We start from the raw sequence: 13,402 nt of genomic DNA, 5'->3' as shown, positions 1-13,402 counted from the left end.
ATGATGCTGACTATCGAACAGGCGCTGCGCCGCCATTCCCTGCCCAGGCTGGAGAGCCGCATGCTGCTGATGCATGCCTGGCCGGAACTGACCCACGCCGCCATCATCGGCTATCCGGAGCACGAGCTGCCGCAAGACGCCGAGGCGGCATTCGACGCGCTGGCCGCGAGGCGTCTGGCCGGCGAGCCGATGGCGTATCTGCTGGGCGCGCGCGAATTCTACGGCCGCGATTTCAAAGTGAGCCCGGCGGTGCTGATTCCGCGGCCGGAAACCGAGCATCTGATCGAACTGGCGCTGGCAAAAGTGGACAAGAGCGCCCCGGCGCGGGTGGTCGACCTGGGCACCGGCAGCGGCGTCATCGCCGTGACGCTGGCGCTGGAGGCGCCCGCCTGGACGGTCGGCGCGGTGGATGTCTCGGCCGAGGCGCTGGCCGTGGCGCGCGGCAATGCCGAGGCGCTCCGCGCCGGCGTCGATTTCCGGCTGGGCAGCTGGTATGCGCCGCTGGAGTCGTCGGCTCGCTTCGATCTGATCGTCTCCAATCCGCCGTATATCGAGCGTGATGACCATCATCTGGCCGAGGGCGATCTGCGTTTCGAGCCGCGCGGAGCGCTGACCGACGAAGCCGACGGGCTGGCCTGCCTGCGCGAGATCGCCGCCGGCGCGCCGGCTCGGCTGGCAGCGGGCGGTTGGCTGATGGTGGAGCATGGCTACGACCAGGGCGCGGCGGTGCGCGGTCTGTTTGCCGCCGCCGGCCTGTCAGCGGTGGAAACCATCCGCGACCTGGCCGGTCAGGACCGTATCACCATCGGACGGAAGGCGGACTGAGCTATGTCTTGCTTGAAGCGATTCTGGCCCGCCTGCGTCCTGGCTCTGCTCGGCGCCGGCATGCTGATCTGGCCGCAAGCGAATCAGCAAGGCTTTCTTGCGCTGAATGGGATGTTGAATGCGCTGCCGGCCCCTGCGTGGCGCTTTCTCAGCATCTTTGGCGACTGGCCTACCGCGCTGGCCTTGATGCTGGCCTGGAGTTGGCGCGATCCCAAACGCTTGCCGGCGCTGATTGTCGCCGGCGTCGTCGGGATCGCCCTGTCCATCGGTTTGAAGGCGGGGTTCAATGTGCCGCGGCCGCCATTGGTATTGCCGCCCGGAACGGTGGAGTTGCTGGACCGGCTGCCCGGCAACGGCTCATTCCCGTCCGGCCACGCCCTGGCCTCGGCGGCGTTGGCTGCCTTTGTCTGCCAAGGCATGGGCAGAACGGGGCGATGGGCGTGTTATGGCGTGGCCGCGCTGGTGGCGCTGTCGCGCATCGCCATCGGCGTGCATTGGCCGCTGGACCTGCTGGCCGGGGCCTTGCTGGGCTGGGGAACGATGCGGCTGGCGTTGGCGCGGTGCTGGCCTGGCGGGTGGCCAAGGGATGTCGAGCGCACCGCCGAAATGATTCTGCTGGTGTTGTTGAGCGGCGCCCTGGCATGGTTGTTGGGCCAGCGCGCGATGTATGCCGATTACTGGCTGCGAGTGGCCATCGCGGGCGCGGTGGCGCTGCTTGGCTTCATTCGGCTGGCCCGGCGCGGGCACTGAGCGCGGCTTGCGGGCAAAACAAAGGCGGACCCGAGGGGCCGCCTGCGTCATCGCTGGCCTGAGGCTATCAGTGATGGTGGCCGTGTTCGCCGTGGGCGTGGCCGTGGCTGATTTCGTCGGCGCTGGCGGCGCGCACTTCCACAACCTTGGCGGCGAAGCGGATGTTCATGCCGGCCAGCGGGTGGTTGGCGTCGACCACGGCTTTGCCGTCGGCGATGTGGGTGACGCGGAACAGCAGCAGTTCGCCGGTTTCCGGATCATCGGCTTCGAATACCATGCCGACTTCCACGTCAGCCGGGAACACTTCCAGGTCTTCCACGCGGATCAGCTCTTCTTCCGGATCGCCGAAAGCGTCGTCGGCGGTCAGCTTGACATCAACGGCGTCGCCGACGTTTTTGCCTTCCAGCGCCTCTTCCACCAACGGGAAAATGCCATCGTAGCCGCCGTGCAGGTAGCTGATCGGCTCTTCGGTCTTGTCGAGCAGGTTGTTTTCGGCGTCGAACATCTCGTAGTGGAGCGTGACGATGGTGTTTTTGGCGATTTGCATGAGTCGATTATCCGTGAGGATGGTAAAAAAACTTGACAGCGGTGGGCACCAGGGTGTTCCTTCCTCCGCAAGATAGGGCGTCTGGGCGCCTGGCCGTATTGTAAACCATAGACGGGTGAATAAGCCCGTGAAAAAACCGATGAATACTGTAAACCTGCTGGGCGGCATGTCGCCCGAACACTTTCTGGCCGAATACTGGCACAAGAAGCCGCTGCTGATCCGCGGCGCCTTGACCGATGTCGGGCCGCACGTTGATTTTTCCGTGTTGTCGCAATTGGCGCAGCGCGACGACGCCGAATCGCGGCTGATCGAATACAAGAACGAAAAGTGGCATCTGGAGCGCGGTCCGTTCCGCGCCTCTCGTTTCCGCCGGCTGGGCGAAACCGACTGGACGCTGCTGGTGCAGGGTGTCAACCATCACCTACCGCATATCGATGACATCCTCTGGCGCTTCAATTTCATCCCCTATGCCAGGCTGGACGATCTGATGATCAGCTACGCGCCGCCCGGCGGCACGGTCGGCCCGCATTTCGACGCCTATGACGTGTTCCTGCTGCAGGTGGGCGGCAAGAAGCGCTGGCAGATATCTTCGCAGCACGACGACGACTTCATCGAAGACGCGCCTATCCGCGTGCTGAAGGATTTCCGCATGGAGCAGGAATTCGTGCTGGAGCACGGCGACATGCTGTATCTGCCGCCGCATTGCGCGCACTACGGCGTGGCGTTGGAGCCGGGCATGACGTATTCGATCGGCTTCCGCGCGCCGCCGGCGCAGGAGCTGGCGACGCAGTTCCTGGTGTATCTGCAGGACCGCATGTGCTTGGACGGCGTGTATGCCGATCCGAATCTGAAGCTGCAGGCCGAGCCGGCCCGCATCGGCGACGAGATGATAGAACAGGTGGCCGGTTTGCTGTCGAAAATACGTTGGGACAAGGACACGGTGTGCGATTTCCTCGGCCATTACCTGACGGAGCCTAAGGCGCATGTGTTCTATGACGCGCCGGAAGATGAACTCGATGAAGAAGAGTTTGCCCTGGCGGTGGCGGCGCGGGGCTTGGCGCTGGATCGCAAGAGCCAGATATTGTTCTGCGACGCCTGCGTCTATTGCAATGGCGAAAAGGTGGAGGCAGCGGATGCAGATCTGGATGCCTGGCGGCGTTTTGGCAATCTGCGTCGCCTGCCGGCGGGAAGCTATTCCGATGAAATGCTGGCCGCGCTGTTCGATGGTTATCTGTCGGGGTACTGGCATTTATCAGACGTTGTTGTAGAATGACCACAAATTCTTGGCTTGTATCGAATTGGCAACGCTCGGAACGTGAATATTTCGCGTGCAAACGCCCGTTTTTGCGTCTGTGCGGCCTAATGGCCGGCTTAGGTCGGCTATGTGGTTTTTTTAGATTTTTGCCCTCTATACAGCCATTTTTTTCGTGATACAATTTGCTCACTGATGGATTTTCAGTCGCGCGGCTTTTCGTCGAGACCGTGCGATAACTGACGTCTTGTTCAACTTATCCTCAAAGGTAAAGAAAAAATGAAACAGTCGCTCCTCGTTGCTGCCCTGCTGGCCGTAGCCCTGTCCGCTTGCGGTAAGAAAGAAGCCCCGGCTGAAGCTTCCGCTCCGGCTGCCGAAGCTTCCGCTCCGGCCGCTTCCGCTCCGGCTGCTGAGGCTTCCGCTCCGGCCGCTTCCGCTCCGGCCGCTTCCGCTCCGGCTGCTGAGGCTTCCGCTCCGGCCGCTTCCGCTGCTAAGTAATTCGCGGAAAGCAACAACAAAAAAACCGGCTTCGGCCGGTTTTTTTGCGTTCTTATGCCGGGGCGCATGTTTGTCTATCGGCTGATTTGATGCAAAAACCACAGAATCGCTGGCAAAATACAAAGCGTTACATACTGGCGATTTGCGCTTGAGAGGGCTTGCCCAATGGGCTGGTCATTCATCAAGCCGGTCAATCAGATGAGCTATGCATAAAAACAGCCCGCATTGCGCGGGCTGTTGCGTTTGTGCCGATGGCTGTTGTTTTATTGCAATTCGGTCTGCAATTTGCCCAGCGCGGCTTTGACGAATTCGTCGGACAGCGGCTTGCCTTGCTTGTCCTGGATTTGCAGCGAAGTGGCACCGTTGCTCAGCTCCTGCAGCTTGATCCGGTATTCCTGCTCGCTCGGTTTGACTGTCTTGCCATCGCTGCTCTTCCAGAAGGCCAGGCTGGACCAGAAGCCGCCGCTTTCTTCCTTGTCGGTTTCGCTCTTGGCCGGCTTCACATAGTACAGGCCTTGCGAGCGGTCGCGGTCGGTGACGACCAGTCCGACGCGGTCCAGCGCCAGGCCGACGCGGCGCCAGGCGCGGTCGAAGCCGTCGGACAGCTGCAGTTGGCCGTCGATGATCGGGTCTTGCGGTTTGACCGGCTTGGCCAGCGTCTGCTGAACCTGGGCTTTCGCCTTGTCCTCGGTCAGGCCCAGACGGATCATGAAGCGGCCGAGCAGCTCGGCCTCCAGGTTCGGATCCGCCGGGCGCGCCTGCCAGATGGTGTTGGTCTTGCTGTTGTCGGCGTAGACCTCTTCCATGCCGCGGTGCGAGAAGTACACCTCGGTGCCTTGTGGCGTGTTTTCCAGGCGGATGCGGAACTTGTCGCGCTCGCCGGTGGAGTAGACGCTGCCGAGGCCCACGGTTTCCAGCAGCTTGCGCAGGCCGTCGTTGGGAAGCTTGGCGCGGTTTTCCGCCCAGTCCGTCTCCATGATGCCCAGGCTCGGGTCTTCGGTCTTGATCACGAAGCCGTTTTCCTGCCAGAACGCTTTCAGCACCGGCCACAGTTCGGCGGCCTTCTTGTTGCCGACCAGCAGCCAGCGTTGGGTGCCGGCGCGCTCCATCTTGATGTTGTCCAGCTGGTTCACTGCGACCGGGGAAGATACGGCCGGCGCGGTGGCGTCGTCAGTGGCGGAGACCACGCCGTTCGGCAGATTGTATTTGTTCTGGACTTGCGGCGCGGTCAGGTCCGGCGGCACTTCCAGGCTGTTGCCGGTGGTTTTCGGCGCATCGGACTTGTAGTCCAGATTCTTGCTCAGGGGTTGTTGAGTGCTGCTGCACGCGGCCAACAGGCCGGTTGCCAGCAGGATCGCGACGGACGCGCTGCGTTTCATGCGGACTCCCATCAAGCAGGGGATGATCAAATGACTTCGGCTTGTTTCATGGCCGCTTCGACCACCGCTTCAGCGGAGGCGCTCAGCGGCGTCAGCGGCAGGCGAATGCCGGCGGGGATGCGTTGCATCCGCGTCAGCGCCCACTTGGCCGGAATCGGGTTCGGTTCGACAAACAGCTGTTTGTGCAGGCCTTGCAGCTTGTCGTTGATGGCGCGCGCCTTGGCGGTGTTGCCGGAGGTGGCGGCCACGCACAGCTCGCTCATCAGTTTGGGGGCGATATTGGCGGTGACCGAGATCACGCCATGGCCGCCGCACAGCATGAAGGCCATGCCGGTGGCGTCGTCGCCGGAATACAGCGCGAAACCTTCCGGCGCGCGCAGCGCCAGGTCGCAGGCGCGCCCGATGTCGCCGGTGGCATCCTTCAGGCCGACGATGTTCGGGTGCGCAGCCAGGCGCAGCGCGGTGTCGTTGCTCATGTCGGCCACGGTGCGGCCCGGCACATTATAAAGAATGACCGGCAGCGGGCTGTGGTCGGCGATAGCCTTGAAATGTTGATAGATGCCTTCCTGGGTCGGCTTGTTGTAGTACGGGACCACGGACAGCACCATGTCGGCGCCGGCTTCGGCAGACAGGCGGCCCAACTCGATAGCCTCGCTGGTGGCGTTGCCGCCGGCGCCTGCGATCACCTTGATCCGGCCTGCGGCGTATTTGACCACCGCTTTGACCACTTCGATGTGCTCTTCCACCGACAGGGTGGCCGATTCGCCAGTCGTGCCGACGGCGACGATGCCGGATGTGCCGTTTTCGATGTGGAACTCAACCAATCGTTGCAGCGCCGCAAAATCCACCTCGCCGTCGTTAGACATCGGGGTCACGAGCGCTACCAAGCTGCCGGTAAGCATAGTTCTGCCTATCTGGAATAAGGATTTACAAGGTTTACGATTGTAGCGGAATTCGTCTGGCTGGCAAAAGTTCATGGCGAACAACGGCGGCAGGCTTCGGGAATTCATGGCGCTTGTGCTAGAATCCTACGTTTTTCCGATACTTACGGCTTACGGCTGAAGGATCCTCAAGCGTGATTACCACAAGCAATATTACGATGCAGTTTGGCGTGAAACCTTTGTTCGAGAAGGTTTCCGTCAAATTCGGCGAAGGCAACCGTTACGGCCTGATCGGTGCCAACGGTTCCGGCAAATCCACTTTCATGAAGATTCTGGGTGGCGACCTGGAGCAAACCGCTGGCGAAGTCGCCATCGAGAACGGCTTGCGCCTGGGTAAGCTGCGTCAGGACCAGTTTGGCTACGAAGATCAGCGCGTGATCGACGTGGTGATGATGGGCCACACCGAGATGTGGGCGGCGATGAGCGAACGCGACGCCATCTACGCCAACCTGGAAGCCACCGAAGAAGATTACATGCACGCGGCCGAACTGGAAGCCAAGTTCGCCGAATACGACGGCTATACCGCCGAGGCGCGCGCCGGCGAGCTATTGATGGGCGTCGGCATTCCGGTGGAGCAGCACTTCGGCCCGATGAGCGAAGTGGCGCCGGGCTGGAAGCTGCGCGTGCTGCTGGCGCAGGCGCTGTTCTCCAATCCGGACATCCTGTTGCTGGACGAACCGACCAACAACCTGGACATCAACACCATCCGCTGGCTGGAGAACGTGCTCAACGAGCGCAACTCCACCATGATCATCATCTCGCACGACCGCCACTTCCTGAATTCGGTCTGCACGCACATGGCGGATCTGGACTACAACACCATCCGCATCTACCCGGGCAACTACGACGACTACATGATCGCCTCGGCCCAGGCCCGCGAACGCCAGCTGAGCTCCAACAGCAAGGCCAAGGAGCGCATTCAGGAACTGCAGGAGTTCGTGGCCCGCTTCTCCGCCAACAAGTCCAAGGCGCGCCAGGCGACTTCCCGCCTGAAGCAGGTGGACAAGCTGAAGTCCGAGATGGTGGAAGTGAAGCCGTCCAGCCGCCAGAACCCGTTCATCCGCTTCGAGATGGACGACAAGTTCAAGCTGCACCGCCAGGCGGTGGAAGTGGAAAACCTCAGCAAGGCCTACGACAACAAGGTCTTGTTCAAGGACTTGAACCTGATTCTGGAAGCCGGCGCCCGTCTGGCCATCATCGGCCCCAACGGCGCGGGCAAGACCACGCTGGTCAAGCTGCTTGCCGGCGCTTTCGATCCCAAGTTCGCCGAAGGCCTGGCCGCCGACTACGGCGCCATCAAGTGGGCGGAAAAGGCGCAAATCGGCTACTTCGCCCAGGACCATGAAGCGGAGTTCGACAGCGACGCCACGCTGACCGAGTGGATGCGCGAGTGGGGCCAGGAAGGCGACGACGAGCAAGTGATCCGCGGCACGCTGGGCCGCCTGCTGTTCGGCGGCGACGAGGTGGGCAAGCCGGTGCGCGTCTTGTCCGGCGGCGAGAAGGGCCGCATGCTGTACGGCAAGCTGATCCTGCAGAAGCCGAACGTCATGATCATGGACGAGCCGACCAACCACATGGACATGGAGTCGATCGAGTCCCTGAACATGGCGCTGGAAAAGTACAAGGGCACGCTGATTTTCGTTTCGCACGACCGTCAATTCGTGAGCTCTTTGGCCACCCACGTGCTGGAGCTGGACGGCAAGGGCGGTTACGACTACTACACCGGCAACTATGAAGATTACCTGGCCAGCAAGGGCCTGGAGTAATTTGGTTACGAGCTGTCGCGGCTCGTAACTTTACCGGCGGGAGGGTGTGCGCTATATTGCAGTGCACAAACTCCCGCCTTTTTCATGCGTCCCACTCAGGCGCGATAACAATAATCAGGGACCCGGCCAGGGAGGTCGATGCCGGAGACATCTGGTCCTCATCCGCCCTCGGGCGACCTGATGAGATCTGCAAAGCAGTGAGAGAAGGAAACAACATGCGCTTAAAAGGGAAAGTCACCATCATCACCGGCTCCGCCAGCGGCATCGGCAAGGCAACCGCGGAGAAATTCGTCAAGGAAGGCGCCATCGTCGCGGTGTGCGACCTGAACCCGGAGGCAGTCAACGCCGTGGTCGGCGAGCTGAAAGCGCTGGGCGGCGAAGCCTATGGCTACAAGGTGGATGTGACCAACAAGGGGCAGATCGCCGAGATGGTGGCGGATCTGAAAAACCGCTGCGGCCGCATCGACGTGCTGGTCAACAACGCCGGCATCGTCCAGGATGCCCAGCTGATCAAGATGAGCGAAGACCAGTTCGACAAGGTCATAGACATCAACCTGAAGGGCGTCTACAACTGTGCCCGCGCCGTGGTGGACACCATGGTAGAGCAGGGCGGCGGCGTGATTCTCAACGCTTCGTCGGTGGTGGGCGTTTACGGCAATTTCGGCCAGACCAACTACGCGGCGGCCAAGTTCGGCGTCATCGGCTTCGTCAAGACCTGGGCCAAGGAATTGGGCAAGAAGGGCATCCGCGCCAACGCGGTGTGTCCGGGCTTCGTCGCCACCCCCATCCTGAAGGCCATGCCGGAAAAAGTGCTGCAGGCGATGGAAGACAAGGTGCCGATGCGCCGCATGGCCGATCCGGCCGAGATCGCCAACGTCTACGCCTTCCTGGCGTCGGACGAGGCCAGCTACATCAACGGCGCCGCCATCGAGGTGACCGGCGGCCTGACGCTGTAAGCGCCGCGCCGGCATCATGTAGAACGCCCCGCTTGCCGGGGCGTTGTCGTTTTGGCCTGATGCGATGGCGCATGCTAGGGCTGTTGACGTTTGGTGAGCGGTCGCGCCGGGCGCCTTTCGCGCCGACTCTTCGTTGTTCCGCGCTGGCAGAGAATGACTATGCGGCGCGCGAAACGCCTCGATTCGTCGCAAAACGCATCCCGGCACGACCGCTCACCAAACGTCAACAGCCCCTAGGCATTTCAGTTGAGCCACGAAATCCAAGAAAAACACGAACCATCAAGGGGTGAGCCTGCCGGGTATTCGGTTTGACGATGTGGGCCGGCGGCTTACCGCTTTCGTGTCATTTCGCGGGGTTCGTGGCAATAAACTGTTTGCGCTTGTCGCTGCGGCCCGGCTGGCTGGAGAAGCTATTCATCCAGATCCACATCATGCGCCAGCAGCGCCGAATCCACTTCGCGGCGGTGCAGATGCGGCGCGAACAGCTCGATGAAGGTGTAGGCGAAGCCGCGCAGATAGGCGTCCTTGCGGATGCCTATCTTGGTGGTGGACGGTTCGAACAGATGACTGGCGTCTATCGCCACCAGATGGCGGTCGCGCTCCGGCTCGAAGGCCATGCTGGCGATGATGCCCAGGCCCAGCCCCAGCGAGACATAGGTCTTGATCACATCGGTGTCGATGGCGGTCAGCACCACGTTGGCGTTCAAACCCAGATCGGCGAAGGCCTTGTTGATCTTGGAGCGGCCGGCAAAGGCGAAATCGTAGGTGACGATGGGGTACTGGGCGATGTCGGCCAGCGAGATCGGGTGCTTCAGCTCCGCCAGCGGATGGCCTGACGGCACCACCACCGAGCGATTCCACTCGTAGCAGGGCAGCATGGCCAGCTCCTTGTACAAGGAGATGCCCTCGGTCGCGATGGCCAGATCGGCTTCGCCGGAGACCACCATTTCGCAGATCTGCGTCGGGCTGCCCTGTTTCAGCGACAGCCGCACCTTGGGGTAGCGGCGCACGAATTCGGCGATGGCCTGCGGCAGCGCGTAGCGCGCCTGGGTATGAGTGGTGGCGATGGTCAGCGCGCCTTCCGATTCGCGCGAGAACTCCTCGCCGACGCGCTTGAGATTCTGCGCCTCGCGCAGGATGCGTTCGGAGATGCGCAGCACTTCCTTGCCTGGTTCGGAGACCGATACCACGCGTTTGCCGTTGCGGATGAACACCTGGATGCCCAGCTCATCCTCCAGCAGGCGGATCTGTTTGGAGATGCCCGGTTGCGAAGTGTGCAGTTTCTCGGCCGCTTCCGAGACGTTCAATCCCTGCTTGGCCACTTCCACCAGATAGCGCAGTTGTTGTAGCTTCATGTTGACGGCCTGTCCTCTATAAAACCTGTAGTCATTAAATACTAACACAATATTCTTTTAGGTTTATAAGCCCTTTGGTTAGGATGAGCTCGAACCTCTCCCGGAGCGCTTGATGAGCTTGGAATCCAAACTGGCCGCCACCGCGGCGCTGCTGCAAACCATTGCCGCCGAGCATCCCGATGCCTTGCTGGCCAACAGCTACGGCGCTGAAGACATGGTGCTGACCGATCTGATCGCCCGCCTGAATCTGCCATTGCGCAGCTTCAGCCTCGATACCGGCCGCCTGCCGGCGGAAACCTATGATCTGATGCAAAAAGTAGCCGAGCGCTACCCTAGCCATCCGGTTGCGATGTATTTCCCGGATACCGCCGCCACCGAGCAATACGTCAATCTGCACGGCATCAACGGCTTTTACCAGAGCGTGGCCCTGCGCCAGTCCTGTTGCGCGGTGCGCAAGCTGGAGCCGCTCAAGCGCGCGCTGGCGGGCCGCTCCGCCTGGATCACCGGCTTGCGCCGCCAACAGTCGCCGACGCGGCAGGATCTGGCGGACAAGCAATACGACGCCGACAACAAGCTGTGGAAGTTCAGCCCCTTGCTGGAGTGGAGCGAAGCCGAGGTGTGGCAGTACTTGAAGGAAAACCAGGTGCCGTACAACGCGCTGCACGATCGCCACTATCCCTCGATAGGCTGCGCCCCCTGTACCCGCGCCATCAGCGTGGGCGAGGATGTCCGCGCCGGCCGCTGGTGGTGGGAAAACCCGGAAACCAAGGAGTGCGGGCTGCATGCGAAGGCTAGCCCGCTGCAAAGCCCCGTCTGACCCGCCGGCCGTCGCCGTCGGCATTCCCGCTGGAATCCAACCATGTATCGATACGATGAAGTAGACCATCGCCTGGTGCGCGAGCGCGTCGACCAGTTCCGCGACCAGACGCGCCGCTTCCTCGCCGGGGAGTTGTCGGAAGAGGAGTTCCGTCCGCTGCGGCTGATGAACGGCCTGTACATCCAGCGCCACGCGCCCATGCTGCGGGTGGCCATCCCGTACGGCCATTTGCGCAGCGAGCAGCTGCGCAAGCTGGCTGACATCGCCCGCCGCTACGACAAGGGCTACGGACATTTCACCACCCGTCAGAACATCCAGTTCAACTGGCCGGCGCTGGAAGCCGTGCCGGATATTCTGGAGGAGCTGGCCGCCGTCGAAATGCACGCGATCCAGACCTCCGGCAATTGCGTCCGCAACACCACCACCGATGCCTTCGCCGGCGTCTCCGCCGATCAATTGTTCGATCCGCGGCCGTATTGCGAAATCATCCGCCAGTGGAGCACGCTGCACCCGGAATTCGCCTTCCTGCCGCGCAAGTTCAAGATCGCCGTTTCCGGCAGCGTGGAGGACCGCGCCGCCACCATGGTCCACGACATCGGCCTGCACGTCAGCCGCAACGAGGCCGGCGAGGCGGGCTTCAAGATCATCGTCGGCGGCGGCTTGGGCCGCACGCCCATGGTGGGCGAGGTGATCCGCGAATTCCTGCCCAGGCAGCACCTGCTGACCTATCTGGACGCGGTGCTGCGCGTGTACAACCGCTTTGGACGCCGCGACAACAAGTACAAGGCGCGGGTCAAGATTCTGGTCAGGGCGATGACGCCGCAGGGCTTCGCCGCCAAGGTGGAGGACGAATGGCTGCATTTGAAAGATGGACCGGCCACGCTGCGCGACGAGGATGTCGCCCATTACGCCAGCTTCTTCGCCGATCCCGACTATCCGCCGCTGCCGGACAACCCGGCAGAACTGGCCGGCCCCTTGGCCGAAGACAAGGCGTTTGCCCGCTGGTATGAGCGCAACACCCGCCCTCATCGCCAGCCTGGCTACCGCTCCGTGGTGCTGTCGCTGAAGGAAACCGGCGCGCCGCCGGGCGACATCACCGCAGAACAGATGGAGGCGGCGGCCGACTGGGCAGACCGTTTCGGCTTTGGCGAGCTGCGCGTGGCGCATGAGCAGAACCTGGTGCTGCCGGATGTGGCGCAGAAAGACCTGCATGCCTTGTGGCAGGAGGCTCGCCGGCACCGAATGGCCACGCCTAACATCGGCCTGTTGACCGACATCATCAGTTGCCCGGGCGGGGATTTCTGCTCGCTGGCCAATGCACGGTCGATTCCCGTCGCCAATGCGATCCAGCAGACTTTCGACGACCTGGACTACCTGTACGATCTGGGCGACATCGCCTGTAACTTCTCCGGCTGCATGAACGCCTGCGGCCATCATCATATCGGCAACATCGGCATCCTGGGCGTCGACAAGAACGGCGAGGAGTGGTACCAGATCACGCTGGGCGGCAGCCAGGGCAGCGACACCACGATCGGCAAGGTGATAGGCCCGTCCTTCGCCCAGGCCGACGTGCCGGTGGCCTTCGGCAAGATCATGCAGGTTTATCTGGAGCGGCGGCTGGATGGCGAGCGCTTCATCGACACCCTGCGCCGCGTCGGCGTGGAACCATTCAAGGAGAGGGTCTATGCCCCGGTACATTAAGAATGGCAAGGCGCAGATCGATGCCTGGACGCTGCTGCGCGCGGACGAGTCAGGCGCGCTGCCCGCCGCGCCGGCCGACGCGGATGTGATCGTGCCGCTCGCCGCCTGGCTGGCCGATCCGGCAGGCTGGCAGGCCCGGCCGGGGCGCACAGGGGTGTGGCTGGCGCCAGATGACGAGCCGGCGCGGCTGGCGCCGTATCTGGCCAGCCTGGCCGTGATAGCCGTTGACTTTCCAGTTTTTACCGATGGACGCGGTTATAGTCTCGCCAGACTGCTGCGGGAGCGTTATGATTTCGCCGGCGAGCTGCGGGCCGTCGGCGACGTATGGCAGGATTTGATCCATCCCTTGTGGCAGGTGGGTTTTGACGCCTTCCTGATCAAGGACGGCAAGGCGCTGAATGAGAAGGATTGTTACAATACCTTCAGCGATGGCTATCAAGTGACATATCGTCAGCCGCAGCCACTGTTTCGCCGGCGCGTCACACTATCGTAATGTGTCGCGTGTGAGAGACAGGTCTTCACGATAATTAGCGAAATGTGATGCATTTGTGCAACGTTTGGCAGGCTTGCCGGCCGGCCGCGTGTTGACATGGTGTTGCTGGATTCCTATAGTGC

At 62.1% G+C, this 13,402-nt stretch carries 12 protein-coding genes; 8 read left to right on the top strand and 4 right to left on the bottom strand.

The genetic code is table 11. The features are described from left to right. Window positions 1–6: 6 nt before the first annotated feature. Both prmC and BI343_RS00485 read left to right on the top strand, forming a co-directional pair. Window positions 7–825, top strand: coding sequence for a peptide chain release factor N(5)-glutamine methyltransferase (gene prmC, locus BI343_RS00490; RefSeq protein ID WP_071108250.1), 819 nt, complete (start codon window positions 7–9; stop codon window positions 823–825). A gap of 12 nt (window positions 826–837) precedes the next feature. Then, on the top strand, window positions 838–1,575 hold the full coding sequence (locus BI343_RS00485; RefSeq protein WP_244886545.1) for a phosphatase PAP2 family protein: 738 nt from the start codon (window positions 838–840) through the stop codon (window positions 1,573–1,575). A 67-nt stretch (window positions 1,576–1,642) separates the two neighbouring features. Here BI343_RS00485 and BI343_RS00480 read toward each other — a convergent pair whose 3' ends face one another. Next, the gene (locus BI343_RS00480; RefSeq protein ID WP_071108218.1) at window positions 1,643–2,122 is read right to left on the bottom strand and encodes an FKBP-type peptidyl-prolyl cis-trans isomerase; all 480 of its coding nucleotides are present in this window, start codon (window positions 2,120–2,122) and stop codon (window positions 1,643–1,645) included. A 139-nt stretch (window positions 2,123–2,261) separates the two neighbouring features. Here BI343_RS00480 and BI343_RS00475 point away from each other — a divergent pair, with 139 nt between their 5' ends. After that, on the top strand, window positions 2,262–3,395 hold the full coding sequence (locus tag BI343_RS00475; RefSeq protein ID WP_071108217.1) for a ribosomal protein uL16 3-hydroxylase: 1,134 nt from the start codon (window positions 2,262–2,264) through the stop codon (window positions 3,393–3,395). Between the two features lie 740 nt (window positions 3,396–4,135). On the opposite strand, the gene bamC is transcribed toward BI343_RS00475, so the two are convergent. After that, window positions 4,136–5,251: an outer membrane protein assembly factor BamC gene (gene bamC, locus BI343_RS00470; RefSeq protein WP_071108249.1), complete on the bottom strand. Its 1,116-nt coding sequence runs from the start codon at window positions 5,249–5,251 to the stop codon at window positions 4,136–4,138. A 26-nt stretch (window positions 5,252–5,277) separates the two neighbouring features. Next, window positions 5,278–6,153, bottom strand: coding sequence for a 4-hydroxy-tetrahydrodipicolinate synthase (dapA, locus tag BI343_RS00465; RefSeq protein WP_071108216.1), 876 nt, complete (start codon window positions 6,151–6,153; stop codon window positions 5,278–5,280). A 173-nt stretch (window positions 6,154–6,326) separates the two neighbouring features. On the opposite strand from dapA, the gene BI343_RS00460 reads away from it, so the two are divergent. Continuing rightward, the gene (locus BI343_RS00460; protein ID WP_043620506.1) at window positions 6,327–7,958 is read left to right on the top strand and encodes an ABC-F family ATPase; all 1,632 of its coding nucleotides are present in this window, start codon (window positions 6,327–6,329) and stop codon (window positions 7,956–7,958) included. A gap of 215 nt (window positions 7,959–8,173) precedes the next feature. Continuing rightward, window positions 8,174–8,914 carry a 3-oxoacyl-ACP reductase FabG gene (gene fabG, locus BI343_RS00455; protein ID WP_071108215.1) on the top strand — a complete coding sequence of 247 codons (741 nt, stop codon included), beginning with the start codon at window positions 8,174–8,176 and terminating at the stop codon, window positions 8,912–8,914. Between the two features lie 410 nt (window positions 8,915–9,324). Here the strand turns inward: fabG and cysB are convergent, their stop codons facing one another. Further along, window positions 9,325–10,269 (bottom strand): HTH-type transcriptional regulator CysB, encoded by a 945-nt coding sequence (gene cysB, locus BI343_RS00450; protein ID WP_071108214.1) that lies wholly within the window; start codon window positions 10,267–10,269, stop codon window positions 9,325–9,327. Window positions 10,270–10,381: 112 nt separating this feature from the next. Between cysB and BI343_RS00445 the strand changes: the two genes are divergently transcribed. The 3 genes from BI343_RS00445 to BI343_RS00435 are packed head-to-tail and all read left to right on the top strand — an operon-like array spanning window position 10,382 to window position 13,280. Next, complete coding sequence (locus BI343_RS00445; protein ID WP_071108213.1) at window positions 10,382–11,086, top strand: phosphoadenylyl-sulfate reductase; 705 nt, start codon at window positions 10,382–10,384, stop codon at window positions 11,084–11,086. Between the two features lie 42 nt (window positions 11,087–11,128). After that, window positions 11,129–12,787, top strand: a complete 1,659-nt coding sequence (locus BI343_RS00440; protein WP_071108212.1) for a nitrite/sulfite reductase — start codon at window positions 11,129–11,131, stop codon at window positions 12,785–12,787. Continuing rightward, complete coding sequence (locus BI343_RS00435) at window positions 12,771–13,280, top strand: DUF934 domain-containing protein (RefSeq protein WP_043625180.1); 510 nt, start codon at window positions 12,771–12,773, stop codon at window positions 13,278–13,280. The genes BI343_RS00440 and BI343_RS00435 overlap by 17 nt, the downstream gene beginning before the upstream one ends. Window positions 13,281–13,402: the final 122 nt, after the last annotated feature.

Origin of the sequence: Chromobacterium amazonense (assembly GCF_001855565.1) — a bacterium.
GTDB lineage: Bacteria > Pseudomonadota > Gammaproteobacteria > Burkholderiales > Chromobacteriaceae > Chromobacterium > Chromobacterium amazonense.
This window is presented reverse-complemented; position numbering and strand designations above follow the sequence as displayed.

What these genes read in the sequence shown, in the direction of transcription:
- dapA (WP_071108216.1), bottom strand. Translation starts at nt 6,153, where the DNA reads ATGCTTACCGGCAGCTTGGTAGCGCTCGTGACCCCGATGTCTAACGAC.
- bamC (WP_071108249.1), bottom strand. Translation starts at nt 5,251, where the DNA reads ATGAAACGCAGCGCGTCCGTCGCGATCCTGCTGGCAACCGGCCTGTTG.
- BI343_RS00480 (WP_071108218.1), bottom strand. Translation starts at nt 2,122, where the DNA reads ATGCAAATCGCCAAAAACACCATCGTCACGCTCCACTACGAGATGTTC.
- fabG (WP_071108215.1), top strand. Translation starts at nt 8,174, where the DNA reads ATGCGCTTAAAAGGGAAAGTCACCATCATCACCGGCTCCGCCAGCGGC.
- BI343_RS00440 (WP_071108212.1), top strand. Translation starts at nt 11,129, where the DNA reads ATGTATCGATACGATGAAGTAGACCATCGCCTGGTGCGCGAGCGCGTC.
- BI343_RS00445 (WP_071108213.1), top strand. Translation starts at nt 10,382, where the DNA reads ATGAGCTTGGAATCCAAACTGGCCGCCACCGCGGCGCTGCTGCAAACC.
- BI343_RS00475 (WP_071108217.1), top strand. Translation starts at nt 2,262, where the DNA reads ATGAATACTGTAAACCTGCTGGGCGGCATGTCGCCCGAACACTTTCTG.
- cysB (WP_071108214.1), bottom strand. Translation starts at nt 10,269, where the DNA reads ATGAAGCTACAACAACTGCGCTATCTGGTGGAAGTGGCCAAGCAGGGA.
- BI343_RS00435 (WP_043625180.1), top strand. Translation starts at nt 12,771, where the DNA reads ATGCCCCGGTACATTAAGAATGGCAAGGCGCAGATCGATGCCTGGACG.